This window comes from Pseudomonas vranovensis (assembly GCF_040438935.1).
In the GTDB taxonomy this organism is placed as follows: Bacteria; Pseudomonadota; Gammaproteobacteria; order Pseudomonadales; family Pseudomonadaceae; genus Aquipseudomonas; species Aquipseudomonas vranovensis.
This window is the reverse complement of the sequence record NZ_CP159259.1, coordinates 2,403,703-2,419,164: the sequence shown is the minus strand read 5'-3', so window position 1 is coordinate 2,419,164 and position 15,462 is coordinate 2,403,703. Positions and strand designations below refer to the sequence as shown.

The 15,462-nt window shown below is 60.4% G+C and carries 18 protein-coding genes; 8 read left to right on the top strand and 10 right to left on the bottom strand.

The window, feature by feature from the left end; genetic code table 11:
• Positions 1-21: 21 nt before the first annotated feature.
• On the bottom strand, positions 22-309 hold the full coding sequence (locus ABVN19_RS11085) for a barstar family protein (RefSeq protein ID WP_105642014.1): 288 nt from the start codon (positions 307-309) through the stop codon (positions 22-24).
• A gap of 122 nt (positions 310-431) precedes the next feature.
• On the opposite strand from ABVN19_RS11085, the gene ABVN19_RS11080 reads away from it, so the two are divergent.
• Positions 432-1,862, top strand: a complete 1,431-nt coding sequence (locus tag ABVN19_RS11080) for an IS1182 family transposase (protein WP_105642015.1) — start codon at positions 432-434, stop codon at positions 1,860-1,862.
• A 261-nt stretch (positions 1,863-2,123) separates the two neighbouring features.
• Here ABVN19_RS11080 and arsN2 read toward each other — a convergent pair whose 3' ends face one another.
• On the bottom strand, positions 2,124-2,618 hold the full coding sequence (arsN2, locus tag ABVN19_RS11075) for an arsenic resistance N-acetyltransferase ArsN2 (protein ID WP_105642016.1): 495 nt from the start codon (positions 2,616-2,618) through the stop codon (positions 2,124-2,126).
• Positions 2,619-2,795: 177 nt separating this feature from the next.
• Here arsN2 and ABVN19_RS11070 point away from each other — a divergent pair, with 177 nt between their 5' ends.
• The 7 genes from ABVN19_RS11070 to ABVN19_RS11040 are packed head-to-tail and all read left to right on the top strand — an operon-like array spanning position 2,796 to position 7,856.
• Positions 2,796-3,152 carry a metalloregulator ArsR/SmtB family transcription factor gene (locus ABVN19_RS11070; protein ID WP_105642017.1) on the top strand — a complete coding sequence of 119 codons (357 nt, stop codon included), beginning with the start codon at positions 2,796-2,798 and terminating at the stop codon, positions 3,150-3,152.
• Between the two features lie 29 nt (positions 3,153-3,181).
• Positions 3,182-4,465 carry an arsenic transporter gene (locus ABVN19_RS11065; RefSeq protein ID WP_049695270.1) on the top strand — a complete coding sequence of 428 codons (1,284 nt, stop codon included), beginning with the start codon at positions 3,182-3,184 and terminating at the stop codon, positions 4,463-4,465.
• Between the two features lie 14 nt (positions 4,466-4,479).
• A complete protein-coding gene (locus ABVN19_RS11060; protein ID WP_105642018.1) occupies positions 4,480-4,950 on the top strand; it encodes an arsenate reductase ArsC in 471 nt (156 codons plus the stop codon).
• A gap of 23 nt (positions 4,951-4,973) precedes the next feature.
• Positions 4,974-5,687 carry an arsenical resistance protein ArsH gene (arsH, locus tag ABVN19_RS11055; RefSeq protein ID WP_019099353.1) on the top strand — a complete coding sequence of 238 codons (714 nt, stop codon included), beginning with the start codon at positions 4,974-4,976 and terminating at the stop codon, positions 5,685-5,687.
• 4 nt (positions 5,688-5,691) lie between these two features.
• Positions 5,692-6,195: a cyclin-dependent kinase inhibitor 3 family protein gene (locus tag ABVN19_RS11050; RefSeq protein WP_105642019.1), complete on the top strand. Its 504-nt coding sequence runs from the start codon at positions 5,692-5,694 to the stop codon at positions 6,193-6,195.
• A gap of 25 nt (positions 6,196-6,220) precedes the next feature.
• Positions 6,221-7,303 (top strand): ArsO family NAD(P)H-dependent flavin-containing monooxygenase, encoded by a 1,083-nt coding sequence (locus ABVN19_RS11045; protein ID WP_105642020.1) that lies wholly within the window; start codon positions 6,221-6,223, stop codon positions 7,301-7,303.
• Positions 7,296-7,856 carry an arsinothricin resistance N-acetyltransferase ArsN1 family B gene (locus ABVN19_RS11040; RefSeq protein ID WP_105642021.1) on the top strand — a complete coding sequence of 187 codons (561 nt, stop codon included), beginning with the start codon at positions 7,296-7,298 and terminating at the stop codon, positions 7,854-7,856. The genes ABVN19_RS11045 and ABVN19_RS11040 overlap by 8 nt, the downstream gene beginning before the upstream one ends.
• 223 nt (positions 7,857-8,079) lie before the next feature.
• Here ABVN19_RS11040 and ABVN19_RS11035 read toward each other — a convergent pair whose 3' ends face one another.
• From ABVN19_RS11035 to ABVN19_RS11000, 8 genes are all read right to left on the bottom strand, one after another.
• Positions 8,080-9,516, bottom strand: coding sequence for an IS1182 family transposase (locus ABVN19_RS11035; RefSeq protein WP_105642064.1), 1,437 nt, complete (start codon positions 9,514-9,516; stop codon positions 8,080-8,082).
• Between the two features lie 82 nt (positions 9,517-9,598).
• A complete protein-coding gene (locus ABVN19_RS11030; protein WP_105642022.1) occupies positions 9,599-10,327 on the bottom strand; it encodes a TIGR03747 family integrating conjugative element membrane protein in 729 nt (242 codons plus the stop codon).
• Positions 10,328-10,361: 34 nt separating this feature from the next.
• Complete coding sequence (gene traD, locus ABVN19_RS11025) at positions 10,362-12,488, bottom strand: type IV conjugative transfer system coupling protein TraD (RefSeq protein ID WP_105642023.1); 2,127 nt, start codon at positions 12,486-12,488, stop codon at positions 10,362-10,364.
• Positions 12,489-12,497: 9 nt separating this feature from the next.
• Entirely contained in the window at positions 12,498-12,917 is a 420-nt protein-coding gene (locus ABVN19_RS11020; protein ID WP_105642024.1) for an integrating conjugative element protein, read from the bottom strand.
• Positions 12,914-13,468, bottom strand: a complete 555-nt coding sequence (locus tag ABVN19_RS11015; RefSeq protein WP_105642025.1) for a glucosaminidase domain-containing protein — start codon at positions 13,466-13,468, stop codon at positions 12,914-12,916. Before ABVN19_RS11015 ends, ABVN19_RS11020 begins: the two co-directional genes overlap by 4 nt.
• A complete protein-coding gene (locus ABVN19_RS11010; RefSeq protein WP_105642026.1) occupies positions 13,450-14,169 on the bottom strand; it encodes a TIGR03759 family integrating conjugative element protein in 720 nt (239 codons plus the stop codon). Before ABVN19_RS11010 ends, ABVN19_RS11015 begins: the two co-directional genes overlap by 19 nt.
• Before the next feature lie 10 nt (positions 14,170-14,179).
• Positions 14,180-14,851, bottom strand: coding sequence for a hypothetical protein (locus ABVN19_RS11005; RefSeq protein WP_105642027.1), 672 nt, complete (start codon positions 14,849-14,851; stop codon positions 14,180-14,182).
• Positions 14,848-15,357 (bottom strand): PilL N-terminal domain-containing protein, encoded by a 510-nt coding sequence (locus ABVN19_RS11000; RefSeq protein ID WP_177431063.1) that lies wholly within the window; start codon positions 15,355-15,357, stop codon positions 14,848-14,850. Before ABVN19_RS11000 ends, ABVN19_RS11005 begins: the two co-directional genes overlap by 4 nt.
• Between the last annotated feature and the right edge of the window lie 105 nt (positions 15,358-15,462).

Here is a 15,462-nt window from a genome sequence, read left to right as displayed (position 1 = left end):
AATGTAGGCTTGAAAAATCGTTTAGTCGAACTCCACATCTGATGCGAGTTCTGGATACTCAATCTTCATGTCTGCAAGGCATTTTTGCATGAGCTTCGCATCCCCCGGCAAACGTCTGGATAAAGTATCCCACCCTGAAATTTTCAGTTGCGCGGGCATTTGCACAAGTCCTGTAATTGCGTCCCAGAAAGCATCCCAATTACAGCCGTACCAACCGGGGAATCCGAGCGCAACCCTCAAGGTGGAATGGAGTTCATCGGAACTCGCCACCCCACTTAAGTCAATCTTTACAACCTGTAAGCGCGTCATCGTCAGCACCTCAAAAATTGTTCACCGGTGAGAGGGGTAACTGAAGTCTGCTTCTGCCATGGAGCCTATACCTCCACGCACCTTTGCTATGATTTCCGAGGGAGTTAACTCAGGGATCGTCAATGAAGCGCTTCATCCAAGGCGAACATCGCGGCCAAAGCACCTTGCTTCCCGAGAGCCTTGACGACTACGTCAGCGATACCAATCCGGTGCGTGTAGTTGACGTTTTCGTCGATGAACTCGACCGGGTCAAGCTGGGTTTTGACGGTGTCATACCAGCAGATACGGGCCGGCCAGCTTATCATCCCGCGATCCTGCTGAAGATTTACATCTACGGCTATCTCAACCGCATTCAGTCGAGCAGGCGCCTTGAGCGAGAGACGCAGCGCAATGTCGAATTGATGTGGCTGACCGGGCGATTGACGCCGGATTTCAAGACCATCGCCAACTTCCGAAAAGACAACAGCAAGGCCATCCGAGGAGTCTGCCGTCAGTTCGTCGTGCTCTGTCAGCAGCTAGGATTGTTCGGAGAAAATCTGGTTGCCATCGACGGCAGTAAATTCAAGGCCGTCAACAATCGTGACCGCAACTTCACCAGCGCCAAACTGAAGCGGCGAATGGAAGAAATTGAATCGAGCATCAGCCGTTACCTGACTGCGCTCGATGCTGCCGATCGGCAAGAACCAACTTCCTCTGAGCCCAGCGTCGTGCGGCTGGAGGAAAAAATCGCCAAGCTCAAAACTCAAATGAAGGAGCTTCAAGCGATCGAAATCCAGCTCAATGAATCGCCGGATAAACAGGTCTCACTGACCGATCCAGACGCCCGCTCCATGATGACGCGCGGCACGGGAATCGTCGGCTACAACGTGCAGACAGCGGTCGATACTCAGCACCATTTGATCGTTGCGCACGAGGTGACCAACGTCGGTTCCGACCGCGATCAACTCAGCTCGATGGCCAAGCAGGCCGGCGAGGCGATGGCGTCAGATACGTTGTCGGTAGTGGCTGACCGAGGTTACTTCAAAAGCGAACAAATCCTGGCTTGTCACGATGCAGGTATCACCGCCTATGTGCCCAAGCCGATGACCTCTGGAGCCAAGGCTGACGGGCGTTTCAATAACGATGCCTTCATCTATGATGCGGAAAAAAACGAATACATTTGCCCGGCTGGAGAGGCGCTGATCTGGCGCTATACCAACGTTGAAAAAGGCCTGACGTTGCACCGTTACTGGAGTTCGAAATGCCGGGGCTGCGCAATGAAACCGCAGTGCACACCGAGCACGGAACGGCGGGTTCGACGCTGGGAGCATGAAGCCGTACTGGAGGAAATGCAGAACCGGCTGAGCAACGCGCCGGAAATGATGCGGATCCGAAAACGGACGGTTGAGCATCCCTTCGGGACGCTCAAGCAATGGATGGGCGCGACACACTTCCAGACCCGAAAGCTTAACGGGATGAGTGCAGAGATGAGCCTGAACGTGCTCGCCTACAACCTGAAAAGGGTCATGAAAATCATCGGCACCACTGGCTTGATGAAAGCGTTAACGGCGTAAAAACCGGTCTTTTTTACCCCTTCCAAATGACTTTAAAAGGCTGCTGAGCTGTTTTAACTGTTCCTGAAAGCGTCGTGACCTTGATCAGTTTGCGAAACGTGAGCACGGTCTCCTAGCGTCGATGATAGAAAACCCAATCTGACGTTTTTACACACTCTGGACCTATAGCAGCCGTTCGAGGTATCTACGAAACCGAGGTCGATTCAATTCGACACCTTTCGGGGGCCGCAGTACTCGTTCCTAGGACACCTGAGAACGAACTCACTGACGATCGTGGAGGCGGGTTACCAGTGGTGACACCGAGTTTATGTCGCCAATCTCCTTCACCATGTAGACCGCAGACGTCGGGCAGAGGCTGTTGAACTCCTCCGAACTGGAAATTGCCTTTGGGGCTTGGGATCGGTCTCTGTGCTCATATCCCCGAGCCTCGAAGAAGTCGGGTGCTGTTGTGGTCAGCAGATGAAGGCTCTGGGCTCCGTCAGCTTCCGCTATTCGCTCAAGTGCTCTGAGAAGCAGGGTACCGATCCCTGACTTTCGCTGGGCCGGTACGACAACCAGTGAGCGAATCAGGCGAGTCCGACCACTTCCTTCAATGCCCCCGTATCCCAACTCCGTTTCTCCCCGGTGAAAGGAATAGAACATTCGGTCGGGCTGCAAAAGGTCTTGGGTCGGCAAGCCCGCTGTAGTCAGATGCGCAGCCAGGCCTTGGATTTGATCGGTACCAAGCAATCGGACAGAGATATCAGACTGGTTCATTGGGGACTCTGGGGATGGTATCGAAGGCCAGTATAGGTCCCGGAGCGGGGGCTTTTTCCCGTTTTATGACGTCCCGTAAGGCGAGGCAATTATAAATATCTGCTTTACCGCATATTTGAATAGGCATATATTCGGATTTCCAGATATTTGCCGTATACGCATTCCCCAGGAGGTCACATGCGGGAAACACTGACTCCCCCCATCGTTTTCAAATGCCTGGCTGATGACACCCGGGCCCGGATGACCCTGCTGATCGCCCGTGAAGGCGAACTCTGTGTCTGCGAACTTACCCACGCGCTGGAGCTGAGCCAGCCGAAGATCTCCCGGCATCTTGCCCAGTTGCGCGAGGCTGGAATCCTGATGGATCGCCGCAAGGGTCAATGGGTGTACTACCGACTGCACCCCGAACTGCCGCAGTGGGTGGACGCGATGCTGAAGGGAGTGGTCGATGCCAACCAGGAATGGTTGAGCTCTGATGCATTGCGCCTTGCCGAAATGGGCGAGCGGCCGCAGAGCCCTGTTGCTTGTGCTTGAGACTTCCCTTCGCTGATTGAGTTGTAGTCATGCTGATCGCATTTTTGATTTTCCTGGTGACGATCGTTCTCGTCATCTGGCAGCCCAAAGGCCTGGGTGTGGGCTGGAGCGCCGCACTGGGGGCCGTCGTGGCGCTGCTGGCAGGCGTCGTGAGCCTGTCCGATATCCCCGTGGTCTGGCAGATCGTCTGGAACGCTACCGCCACTTTCATCGCCGTCATCATCATCAGCCTGCTGCTGGATGAGGCGGGGTTCTTCGAGTGGGCGGCATTGCACGTGGCCCGCTGGGGTAATGGCAGCAGCCGCAAGCTGTTCGCCTTCATCATCCTGCTGGGCGCCGCTGTCTCGGCGCTGTTCGCTAACGACGGTGCGGCACTGATCCTGACCCCGATCGTCATCGCCATGCTGCTGGCCCTGCGCTTCTCCCCGGCGGCGACGCTGGCATTCGTCATGGCGGCGGGCTTCATCGCCGATACCGCGAGCTTGCCGCTGGTGGTATCCAACCTGGTGAACATCGTTTCCGCCGACTACTTTGGCATTGGCTTCAGCGAGTACGCCTCGGTCATGGTGCCGGTGAACTTGGTCAGCATCGCCGCCACCCTGGGAATGCTGCTGTGGTTCTTCCGCAAGGACCTGCCGCGTACCTATGAACTCGACCAACTGAAGGCTCCCGAAGCCGCTATCCGCGACAAGGCGACGTTCGTTGCCGGCTGGTGGGTGCTTGCGCTGTTGCTGGTCGGCTTCTTCGCCATCGAGCCGCTGGGCGTTCCGATCAGCGCCATTGCTGCTGCCTGTGCGCTGATCCTCTACCTGATCGCCGCGCGTGGGCACGTGATTTCAACCCGCAAGGTGCTCAAGGACGCGCCTTGGCAGGTCGTGGTGTTCTCGCTTGGCATGTACCTCGTGGTCTATGGCCTGCGTAACGCCGGCCTCACCGACTACCTGACGCAGATCCTCAATGTCTTCGCCGGCTACGGGATCTGGGGCGCCTCCCTCGGGACGGGGCTGCTCGCCGCTGGCCTGTCGTCGGTCATGAACAACATGCCCACCGTGCTGGTAGGGGCCTTGTCGATCCATTCCGCCGAGGCCACCGGCATCGTGCGCGAGGCCATGATCTACGCCAACGTCATCGGCTGTGACCTCGGTCCGAAAATCACCCCCATCGGCAGCCTGGCCACCTTGCTGTGGCTGCACGTGCTGGCCCGCAAGAACATCGTCATCACCTGGGGTTACTACTTCCGCACCGGCATCGTCCTGACGCTGCCGATCCTGCTTGCCACCTTGGCCGCATTGGCCATCCGCCTGAGCTTTTGAACCGGAGATACCTGATGAAAGTCTTGTTCATGTGCACCCACAACAGCTGCCGCAGCATCCTGTCCGAGGCGCTGTTCAATCACCTGGCCCCCGAGGGTATGGAAGCTGTGAGCTCTGGCAGCTTCCCAAGCGGTAAGGTCAATGAGCGGGCACTGAATACCCTGGAAGCCGCCGGTATCCCCACCGCAGGTCTTTCAAGCAAGGCCTCGGATGCCTTCGAGAGCTCTCCTCCCGACATCGTTGTCACCGTGTGCGACCGCGCTGCCGGCGAAGCCTGCCCGATCTTCTTCGGTCCATCGCTAAAAGCCCACTGGGGCCTGGCCGACCCTTCGGCGGTCACCGGGAGTGAGGCAGAAATCGAAGAAGCCTTCCAGACAACACTTGCGAAGATCGATGAGCGCGTGTGCGCCTTCATTGCGCTGCCTTTCTCGCAACTGAGCCAGGACGAACTTAAAGCCGAACTTGCCCGCATCGGCGCGCTGTAGGCCCTGGATCAATGGAGACCGAAATGAACGACCACCTGCCAAATGTCCAACCAGACCTGATTGATCTGCCGTCGCTGGAGCGGCTGGCGCCGAAGGATCCTTCCACACACAAACCGCGCATCCTGCTGCTGTACGGATCGACCCGCGAACGCTCATTCAGCCGCTTGATGGTCCAGGAGGCTGCGCGCCTGCTGGAAGAGTTCGGCGCCGAAACCCGTATTTTCGACCCTTCCGGCCTGCCGCTGCCGGATGACGCTCCGGACTCCCACGAGAAGGTGCTGGAACTCCGCGAGCTGATGCAATGGTCCGAAGGCCAGGTGTGGTGCTCGCCCGAGCGTCACGGCTCAATGAGTGCTGTCTTCAAGGCGCAGATCGATTGGGTACCGCTGGCCATGGGCGCCGTTCGCCCAACCCAGGGCAAGACCCTCGCCGTGATGCAGGTTTGTGGAGGCTCGCAGTCTTTTAACGTGGTGAACCAACTGCGCGTGCTTGGCCGCTGGATGCGTATGTTTACCATCCCGAACCAGTCGTCGGTGCCGAAAGCCTTCCTGGAGTTCGATGAAGCCGGGCGCATGAAGCCGTCTTCTTTCTACGATCGACTGGTCGACGTAATGGAGGAACTGACCAAGTTCACGCTCCTGCTGCGTGATCGCCAGGATTATTTGGTAGACCGCTACTCCGAGCGCAAAGAGTCGGCGGAAGAACTATCCAAGAGAGTCAATATTCGGTCTATTTGAGGTCATGAGCATGTCGCATCCTTACTCATTGAAATCGTTGCCCCATACTCCGGGTGCGCTGATTTTTACGCCTTGTCCGGGCACGCAGGCCAGCGCTCTCGCTGAAAGCCTGGAGACGCTGAAGCAGGCTGGTGCCGTGGCGCTGGTTACCCTGATGTCGGATACAGAGCTTCAGGAAAACGGCGTTGGCGAGCTTGGCGTCGCGGCCAAGCAGCATGGGTTGGAGTGGTACCAGCTGCCGATCGAGGATGATCAGGCCCCGGATGAAAACTTCGAGGCCGGGCTGGGAGAGATCCGCCACCAGTTGGACGCTTTGCTCGCATCCAACAAGACCCTGGCCATCCACTGCAAGGGCGGCTCCGGCCGCACCGGACTGTTCGCTGCCCGTCTGCTGATCGAATCCGGAATGCCGCGCCGCGAGGCGATCGCATGGGTGCAAGAGCTGCGCCCACGCGCGATTCAGAAGCCTGCGCACATCAACTACATCAACCAATTCGGCGAAGACTGAGCGCTCCAGCCAGACAGGAGAAACCATGGCCACCGAAGGCGAACTACTCGATGTCATCGTGATTGGCGGCGGGCAGTCCGCGCTGACGGTGGCTTATTTTCTCAAACGGGCCAAGCTTTCGTTCCTGCTGCTCGACGCCGAAGAGGCAGCGGGCGGGGCCTGGCGCCATGGCTGGGACTCGCTGACGCTGTTCTCGCCCTCCGCTTGGAGCTCGATCGCGGGCTGGCCGATGCCGCCAGTCACCGAAGGTGATCCCGATAGGGATCACGTGGTCAGCTATCTGGAGCAGTACGAGGTACGCTATGGGTTTCCTATCGTTCGCCCCGTCAGCGTCACGGCGGTGGAGCGAACCGGGCGTGGCCTTCGTGTGCGCTCTAAGGACCGCGACTGGGAAGCCCGTGCCGTCATCAGCGCGACGGGGACCTGGAGCAAGCCCTATGTTCCGGCCTATCCGGGAATAGAGCTGTTCCAGGGGCAGCAGATTCACTCTGCCCATTACCAGTCACCAGAGGCTTTCCAAGGAAAGCGTGTGCTGGTCGTTGGTGGTGGCAACTCGGGGGCGCAAATTTATGCGGAGCTGTCCGAGGTCACCGACGCAACGTGGGTAACCACGGAGGAGCCGGCGTTTCTGCCTGATGACGTCGATGGCCGAGTGCTGTTCGAACGGGCTACCGAGCGCCTCAAGGCTCAACAGGAGGGCCGTGTTATCGACGCACCGGTCGGCGGGCTTGGCGATATCGTCATGGTGCCCCCGGTGGTTCGGGCCCGCGAGCGAGGAGCCCTGCGGTCTGTAAGGCCTTTTGTCTCATTCACGCCTGACGGGGTCGTCTGGCCCAATGGTGAGAAAACCCAGGTCGATGCGGTGATCTGGTGTACCGGTTTCCGGCCGGCTTTGGATCACTTGCGGGACTTGGACGTGCTGGATGACAGCGGTAAGGTCGAGGTTGACGGGTCGCGCTCTATTCGCGAGCCGGGCCTCTGGCTGGTGGGATATGGCGACTGGACCGGCCTGGCCTCGGCGACGCTGATCGGCGTCACCCGTACTGCGCGCAGCACCGTAAACGAAGTAGTGGCATACCTGAACAGCTTGGAGCAGCCGGATGCATAGCGGAATCGAGATTCGTGTCGCCAGACCAGAGGATGCAGAAGAGATCCAGATCATCTACGCGCCCATCGTGCTCAACACGGCCATCTCATTCGAAGAGGCGGTGCCGAGCGTGGAGCAGATGCGTGAGCGGATTGCCACGACGCTGCAAACCTACCCCTATTTGGTAGCGGTGCAGGAGGGGCGGGTAGTCGGCTACGCCTACGCCAGTCAGCACCGGGCGCGTGCGGCGTACCGCTGGGCGGTGGATGTGACGGTGTATGTCGCTGAGGGGCAGCGCCGCAGCGGGATTGCTCGCCAGCTCTATGACGTGCTGCTGCCGGTTCTAAAGCGTTTGGGGTATCGCTCGGCTTATGCCGGCATTGCCTTACCGAATGAAGGCAGTGTCGGGCTGCACGAGCGACTCGGTTTTCAGCACATCGGTACGTTTCCGCAGGTCGGATTCAAGCTCGATGCTTGGCATGATGTGGGGTATTGGCGGTTTGATTTCGGTGACGAAGGCCTTCGCCCCGAGGATCCAATAAGCTTCCTATCCCAAATCCCAATGCCACGTTAGAGCGTCCCAGTGAGTTTAGCTGTCTTCCGCGAAAGGCAGCTATGGGTCCAGGTCGTGTGAAAACGCGCTGAATACGTCGAAAACTGAGAGTCGCGAGGATTGCCTGTGGAATAAGCGGGCGGAAGCGCGAATTACCTTAGTCAGCTACATAGATGTTTGTAATGCCGATTGGGCCGCGTCAGCGGCCCAATCGGCTACTAACGGGCGAGCCAAGCGGCTGGATTCACGCCCTGATCGCCTCAAGCAGTCCTGCGATGCCGAAGATGCTCATCATTCGTTTGAGGTTGTAGGCGAGCACATGAAGGCTCATCTCGGTGCTCACTTTCGGCCGGGTTTTGGTCAGGAAGTGGGTACTTCCCATCCAGTATTTGAGCGTTCCAAAAGGATGTTCAACGGTCTGTCGGCGACGCCTCATCATCGTTGGATCATTTTCCAGCCGTACCTGCATCGCATCGACTACGGCTTCATGTTCCCAGCGCTTTACCCGGCGCTCCTTACCGGTCGTACACTGCTTCTGCATTGCGCAGGACTGGCAGCCCGAGAACCAATAACAGTGCAGAAGCATGCCGTCTTCCACCGAAGAATGCCGCCGGGTCAGTAGCTGTCCCGCAGGGCATCGATACTCGTCCGATGCAGCAAGGTAGATGAAGTCCTGCTTACCAAATCGGCCTTCGGCTTTGCTGCCAGATGTGAGGGGTTTCGGTACGAAGGTAGTGATGCCGGCTTGCTCGCAAGCAAGGATTTCCAGACCTTTGTAATAGCCTCGGTCGGCCACCACCGTTAGCGATTCAGCCTCGATTTCTTCACGCGCTTGGTTCGCTATATTGCTCAGTTGCCCACGATCATTACCAACGTTGGTCACCTCGTGGGCAATGATCAGGTGGTGTTTGTCGTCAACAGCTGTTTGTACGTTGTAGCCAACCGTTCCGGTGCCTCGACCGCTCGTGGCCATTGAGCGTGCATCTGGGTCTGTGAGGGAGATCTGCTGGTCTGGACTTTCGTGGAGCTGCGCCTCGATTTCCTTGAGTTTCTGCATCTGCTTTTTCAGTGTTTCTATCTTTTCTTTAAGCCGCTCCGCTTTGGCCTCGGCGACTTCGGGTGTTGCCCGATCCGCCGAATCCATCGCCGCCAGATATCGATCAATACTCTGCTCGATCTGCTGCATGCGTGCCTTCACTTTGCCCTGAGTGAAGTTGCGGTCGCGATTATTGACGGCTTTGAATTTGCTGCCGTCGATGGCGATGATCGACTGGGAGAAGAGATTGAGGTTGCGGCAAAGAACTACGAACTGGCGGCATACGCTGCGAATGGCTTTGCCGTTGTCCTTGCGAAAGTCGGCAATAGTTTTGAAGTCCGGGGCCAAACGCCCCGTTAGCCACATCAACTCGACGTTGCGCTCGGCCTCACGCTCAAGCCGACGGCTGGACTGAATCCGATTGAGATAGCCGTAGATATAGATCTTCAGCAACACCGCTGGGTGATAGGCCGGACGACCAGTTGCGGCAGGATCGACGCCCTCAAAACCAAGTGCGCCCAGGTCGAGTTCATCGACGAAAACATCGACCACGCGCACTGAATTTTCTTCGGCTACGTAATCGTCCAGACACTCCGGCAGCAAGGTGACTTGCATCCGAGCCTCACCTTCAATAAATCGCTTCATGATCGCCCCCGCTACGATCTCGACGATCAGAAGATTAGACAATTGCGGGAGTTTTCACACAGCCTGGGTCGATAGCGGGCGGTCAAAGATATTTTTTGAACGTTGCAGTCGTGATTGTCACCATCCATCCAAGTAGCGCAGCGCATGGTAGTAGAACCCAAATGGGATTCACCGATAAGGGAAGGGATAGGTAGATCACCCAAGGGCTTACCATCAGCGGCAGCAAAGTACGCTTCGCTCGATGGTATACAAAACTGCTCTCCCGGCCCGCACCGAACTTGCGCAAGTCACGACGCATCAGCCCATCGACCGCACCAGTGATCACCGCAAGCAAGAACAGAGGGGTGGCCAAGGTGAGAACGGCCAGTCGCACTACGAAAGTAAAGACCGTAAACAGGGCCGCCAACAGATAGTCCTGCATCACAACGTAGACCTGCGCGAACTGCCCCTGAATTGACGTTTCTCGACTGAGCAGTTTCAGCTGGGTATCAGATGTCGCCCATCCAGAGCGCACTACGACCCAGTCGTTCAGGTGTTCGAGTACCTTGGCGGTCGCTTGTGCCGGCTCTTGCACGAGCAGCGAACTCTTGAAGTGACTGCTGAGCCAACCCAGCTCGCTCAGCCACATGTCATGGCTGTGATGCCAGCCCTGCTCGGGCCAGAACCACAGCATGCCCACGAACTCCAACACGATGGAAAAAATCAGCGAAGCGAACAGCAGACCGAGCAGTCGCAGGCCAAGATCGAGCATGCCGAAGATGAGCCCCGGACTTCGCTGTGGAGGAGGTAGGCTGGCTGGGGTGGTAGGCATACGGGCTCCACATTCTCGGTTGCTGACGGCGCGCTTACGGGGTGTGCCTGCGCCCGGGTGGCGGCTGCTCTGGATCGAAATCGACCGTCGGCGCACCGCCAACGCTGCTCCACCAATTCCCCGCAGTCGCGTTGTAGGACTCGCGCATACGCTCGGCCAGGGTCTGCAGATCCGCCGGCATGGCATCGTCACTGGCCGGTTTGGGCAGCGGCATCCGTACCTTCCACAGTTGCCCGCCTTCCTGGAACGAGAACATCTGGCCCTTGGGCAGGGCGATGATGTGCGCGGGTTCGATCAGCGGCACGGCGGTGGTGGTGACCCGATCCTGCGAGGAAGAGGTGAAGTCGGTGCGAGCATCAGGGTCGGCGGTGTCCGTCGCGCCGGAGACCAGGGTGCGTGTTTGCACGTTGACCTTGGGTAGCTGGTTGGTCAGCAGTTCTGCGGTCGCGGTTTCCCTCACACGCAGCATCTGCAGAGTGTTGAAATTGCCGATGACCTGGCCGGCCTTAGCGCGGCTGCCGATGCGCGCCTCGATGTCGCTCAAGGTCTGGGTATAGGCGGTGACCTGGATACCCGCACCGCCGCCCTTGTTGATTAGCGGAATGAATTCGTCGCCCATCAACTCGTTGAACTCGTCGGCGTGCAAGTTGATCGGCACCTTGTCTGCCGCGGTGGAGGAGCCTGGCAGCCCGTGGTCGATACCGTGCTTGTAGATATGACCGGCCACGGAGACCAGGTCGGCAAACATCGAGTTACCGACGGCAGCGGCGACTTCGGCGTCGGACAACGCATCCAGGCCGACGTAGACGATGCCACGCTTGCGAATGACCTGCAGCCAATCGAAGATTGGCCGTGAATCATCGAGGTCGGCGTAATTTGGGGCGAGTAATTGCGCGGTCTTGCCGCTGGTGAGTTTTTCCAGCAGAGGTAGCAGTGAAGCCACGATCTTGTCGAAGTAAGTGCGGTCATAGCGCACGGCTGAGCGCAGGCCATCCATCACCGGATCGAAGATGCGCTTGGCGGTGAGGTACTGCTCGATCGCTACCACGCGCTTTTCCCGGCCGATCATGTGCCGCGGTATGTTTTTCTCATTCAGGTGGCCCTCGATCTGCACGATCGCTTCCCAGGCCTGCGGATCATGGCGGGCGAAGAAGTGCTGGGCGTATTCGATGAACAGTGCATCAATGTTCACTACATGCCGCTGGATCTGCAGGTAGTCGGGGCGCCGGCCGAGCTCGATCAGCGCCCGGGCGATGATGTTGACGAAGCGCCAGGCGAACTCGCGGAACGCCGCTGAGTTGCCTTCGCCGCTCAGTTGCCCTGCGATGCGGGTGGCGACTTCAGAAATGCGGCCGAAGCGGCCGATGGCGTTGTAGCGGGCGGAGATCTCCGGCCAGCCCAGGTGGAAAACGTAAAACTCATGCGCGCGGCCGGCGCGGCGTGCTTCCACGTACATGCGCTTGAGCAGGTCGGCATCGCCCTTGGGGTCGAAGACGATCACCACCTCCTGGCTCGGCCGGTGGATGTCCTGGGTGATGTACACCTCGGCCAGACGCGTCTTGCCAACCCGCGTGGTGCCCAGTACCAGGGTATGCCCGACGCGTTCGCCCAGCGGCAAGCTGGCTTCCTGTTCCTTCGGCTCGACGCCGTGCAGTAGCGGTGAACCGCCAACCGGCGGCAGCGGACGCACCGGGTTGAGTGGATTGTCCCATGCGGTCAGGCGGGGCAGCAGCGACAGCCCAGGTGGAGCCTTCTCCAGCAGACGTTCCATCTGCCGCGCCCACTGGTGAGCGGCTGATTGGTTGACATAGCGGGCCAGCGCCGGGTCCTGCGCCTCGAGCAGGCGTTGGGTGTGCAGGCGGGTCCAGCGAAAGCCGCGGCCCATGAACAGGCGCTTGCCGCTCACCGGAATCTGCCGGCTGGTCAGCGAGTAGCGCGGCAGGCGGCGGATATTGCGCCGATAGCGCAGGACAATCCGCGCCTCATTGAGCCGCTTCAGGCCGAACGCGGTATAGGCCAGGGCCATGCCTGCCCCCACCTCGGGCGACAGCGCCACCGCCCAAGGCGAGTGCAGGCATAGGGCGCCAGCACCGGCGCAGATGCCCACGGTGTACAGCTCCACCGCCGGGCGCAGCAGGGACTCCATCGCATGTTCGCCCATGATACACCCTCACTGTTCCAGGCCAGTGGGCATGATCAGCACCGGGTAGTGCTGCAGCTCCAGGCGTTCGGCTATGTCGTCACCGCTCACCGGCCAGATGTCCAGCCCCGGGGCTGCCGCCTGGATGCGGCGCAATGCTTGGGCGTCGGCCACTTCAACAGCCAGGCCGCTGGCGCCCAGGTCCTGCAGCCTCTGTGCATGCTGGGCCAACCATTGCAGGGAGGCGGCGTCGTGCCCGACCAGGAACAGCGGCGTGAACCCTGGCAGCTTCAATGGCCTTGGCGACACGGCACCGGGTGACAGGTGTGTGCTGTGTACGGGCAGGGCCCACGTCAGCGCGCGGGAATCGGGCAGCTGGCTGGGGGCCGCGAGCGCGCCAACCGCCCACCAGAGACAAATACACAGTGTTAACCAGCACGGACGGTTCATGGCTGCTGCCCTCTCGGAGACGCCACGACCGCTTGGACGCGTTGCCAGTGCTGGCTGAACTGTCGGCGGTAGCGCGCTGCAGGTGTACCGCCAGCCGGGCGGTGATAGCGGCCCGCCGCTACGACCCAGTCACCGCTGTCGGCGTAGTGGGCGCGCAGCAGCTCGGCAGTCACGGCCAGGTTGGCGCGCGGATCGAGAGCATCGCAGGCGCTGCGGTAGCGGTCCGGGTGGTAGCCGAGGTTGGTCTGGCCCAGACCAACATCGATGCGCTTGGGGTTGTGGCGGATCAGTGCCAGCTTAAGTGCGGCACACGCTTCATCACGGCGGGCGAAGCGCTGCGAGGTGCCGGCGACATTCAGGGTCCAAGGCCAGGGCATGAGGTGACCCCGCAGCGGCGTGCCGCTCTCCTGCAGGGCGATGGCGAACAATACGGAGGCCGGGATGCCCGCGCGCGCGGCGGCCAGCTGATACGCGGGTGGCGGCAGCGCGTCGGCGTGAACGGCCGTGGCGCCGGTAAAGGCCAGCGCGAGGATCAGTCGATGCGCTGCCATTTCCCGTCCACCTGCTGGTAGCGCGCCGGTAAGGGGCGGCTGGCGCCCAGGGAGAACCAACGGCCACGGTCATGGTTGAGGGTGACCTGGCCACTGCTGACCTGGGCGGGGGTAATGCCCGCGCCCCGCGCCCATTGGCGTAGACGTCCATCGTCACCCTGGCTACCGATCAGGTACACATCGAGGTGTGCGCCGCCACGCAGCCACTGCTGGGTGTTGGAGACGCAGGGCGTGCAGCGTTGCTCCACAAACAGGGCAAAGCGGCCAGCAGGGGCAGCCGCTGGATCGTCGGCCATGCCCGGCACGGGCAGCATCCCTGGGAACAGGCGCGCCCAGGCGGCGGTATAGGCCTTCTGGTAGGCCAGCTCACGCTCGGCGCGCTTGGCTTCTAGGCGGACCTGCAGTTCGGCGTAGCGCTGCCGTTCTTGGTCTGAGTCGGCTTCCACACCGAGGGTGGTGAGCGGATCGAGCTGCGGCGACCAGTAATGGCGGGGCCCAGCCTGCAGGCGCTCGAACTTGGCCCACTCATCCTCCGTCAGCCCCCAGGCCTTTGCCCGAGTCGCGTCCGATGGCTGCCGATCAAGCGGCGTCTGTTCGCTGAACTGCGAAGCCGAGTCAACCAATTTTGGCGCGGTCCACGCCAGTCCTGCGAACAAGCAGGTGGGGAGCAGGATGAGCAAAAGGCGGGAGAACCGAGCCATAAGCACCTCGTCACGGCAGGGGCAGTGTGTGGTCGCCATGCCCCGGGACATGGAACACCACCCGGTCCGCGCGGATCGCGCGCAGCTGCCAGCTGTTCAAGCTGTCGCCAAGCTGTAGCAAATGCACGGTCGTCAGCGAATGGGCGCCGGCGGGCAGGGCTGCCACGAACCTGACGTCACCTCGGGTCTCGATACCCAGCAGGGTGAAGGGCGGTGTCAGCGCCTTGGCTTTGGCTTTTTCACCCGTAGAGGCCTTTGGCTGGGTGTTGGCGGCCGCAGGCATAGCAGGGCGGACCGACAGTTGCTCTAACGTCGCCTCTGCCGTGGCCAGTCGTTGTTCCAGCGCCTTCAGATCGTTGCTGCTTGGACCTGGCGGTGCTGCCTGCAATGTCTTGAGCGAGGCGGCCAGCTCATCCTGCTGCTGGGCGAGGGCGGCCTGCGCTGTAGTTTGTCGACCTTGCACCTCGCTCAGCGCCACGATCTGAGGCTGCAGCGTCGCGAGCCTGACATCCAACGCATCGATATCGCGGCGCAGGGCTGGCGCTGGGTCGGCCGGGGCGTTACGGGCCGCAGCCAGAAGCTCGGCCAGTTGCTGATGATGGTTGTACGTTTCGGCGGCAAGCACGGCGGCGCCCAGGCAGAGGGCACCGACCACCAGGGCCTGAAAATGGAGGACCTTCATGGCGTGAACTCCAGGGGCGAGAAGGGGGACGCAGGCGGTGGCACGCGCAGGGCATAGCACACGGTCCGATCGACCGGATTGACGTCGAGTCGCCAGGCCGGGCCGCCGATGATGGTCAGGGCGTCCAGCAGCGAGATCGGTCCGAGCTGGTGCTGCACTGCGGGTAGTGGGCGGCGGAACAAGCGATCCACCGCAGCGCTATCGGCACACAGCGCGTAGCCCGAGCGTTGCAGCACGTGACGCAGGGCTTCACCGATGGTGGCATGCAGGGCTGGCGCAATCTGTACGTTGACCAATTGATACAGCGGCTGGCGCTGCTCCAGCGTCGGTCGTGTAGTGACCAAGGTGTAACGGTCCTGGCGGACCCAGGCCGGAATCTGGGCTTTCGGCATTGGCAATGCCGCCGGCAATGCAGGTGGTACCGCAGGTGCAGGGGCCGGTGGCGGGATGCTGCAGCCCGCCAGGGCGATCATCAGGCCGACGGTGGGAAGTAGGGAAGTGTGCATGACTGGGTCTCGACAAATGTTGCCGATACCATGGCGAGGCACGAAGTGAGTCCCCACTGAAAAACCGAATCTGGCGAGCCAGCTTTTCTGTCAGCCACCACAAAA

What these genes read in the sequence shown, in the direction of transcription:
- ABVN19_RS11085 (WP_105642014.1), bottom strand. Translation starts at nt 309, where the DNA reads ATGACGCGCTTACAGGTTGTAAAGATTGACTTAAGTGGGGTGGCGAGT.
- ABVN19_RS11080 (WP_105642015.1), top strand. Translation starts at nt 432, where the DNA reads ATGAAGCGCTTCATCCAAGGCGAACATCGCGGCCAAAGCACCTTGCTT.
- arsN2 (WP_105642016.1), bottom strand. Translation starts at nt 2,618, where the DNA reads ATGAACCAGTCTGATATCTCTGTCCGATTGCTTGGTACCGATCAAATC.
- ABVN19_RS11070 (WP_105642017.1), top strand. Translation starts at nt 2,796, where the DNA reads ATGCGGGAAACACTGACTCCCCCCATCGTTTTCAAATGCCTGGCTGAT.
- ABVN19_RS11065 (WP_049695270.1), top strand. Translation starts at nt 3,182, where the DNA reads ATGCTGATCGCATTTTTGATTTTCCTGGTGACGATCGTTCTCGTCATC.
- ABVN19_RS11060 (WP_105642018.1), top strand. Translation starts at nt 4,480, where the DNA reads ATGAAAGTCTTGTTCATGTGCACCCACAACAGCTGCCGCAGCATCCTG.
- arsH (WP_019099353.1), top strand. Translation starts at nt 4,974, where the DNA reads ATGAACGACCACCTGCCAAATGTCCAACCAGACCTGATTGATCTGCCG.
- ABVN19_RS11050 (WP_105642019.1), top strand. Translation starts at nt 5,692, where the DNA reads ATGAGCATGTCGCATCCTTACTCATTGAAATCGTTGCCCCATACTCCG.
- ABVN19_RS11045 (WP_105642020.1), top strand. Translation starts at nt 6,221, where the DNA reads ATGGCCACCGAAGGCGAACTACTCGATGTCATCGTGATTGGCGGCGGG.
- ABVN19_RS11040 (WP_105642021.1), top strand. Translation starts at nt 7,296, where the DNA reads ATGCATAGCGGAATCGAGATTCGTGTCGCCAGACCAGAGGATGCAGAA.
- ABVN19_RS11035 (WP_105642064.1), bottom strand. Translation starts at nt 9,516, where the DNA reads ATGAAGCGATTTATTGAAGGTGAGGCTCGGATGCAAGTCACCTTGCTG.
- ABVN19_RS11030 (WP_105642022.1), bottom strand. Translation starts at nt 10,327, where the DNA reads ATGCCTACCACCCCAGCCAGCCTACCTCCTCCACAGCGAAGTCCGGGG.
- traD (WP_105642023.1), bottom strand. Translation starts at nt 12,488, where the DNA reads ATGGGCGAACATGCGATGGAGTCCCTGCTGCGCCCGGCGGTGGAGCTG.
- ABVN19_RS11020 (WP_105642024.1), bottom strand. Translation starts at nt 12,917, where the DNA reads ATGAACCGTCCGTGCTGGTTAACACTGTGTATTTGTCTCTGGTGGGCG.
- ABVN19_RS11015 (WP_105642025.1), bottom strand. Translation starts at nt 13,468, where the DNA reads ATGGCAGCGCATCGACTGATCCTCGCGCTGGCCTTTACCGGCGCCACG.
- ABVN19_RS11010 (WP_105642026.1), bottom strand. Translation starts at nt 14,169, where the DNA reads ATGGCTCGGTTCTCCCGCCTTTTGCTCATCCTGCTCCCCACCTGCTTG.
- ABVN19_RS11005 (WP_105642027.1), bottom strand. Translation starts at nt 14,851, where the DNA reads ATGAAGGTCCTCCATTTTCAGGCCCTGGTGGTCGGTGCCCTCTGCCTG.
- ABVN19_RS11000 (WP_177431063.1), bottom strand. Translation starts at nt 15,357, where the DNA reads ATGCACACTTCCCTACTTCCCACCGTCGGCCTGATGATCGCCCTGGCG.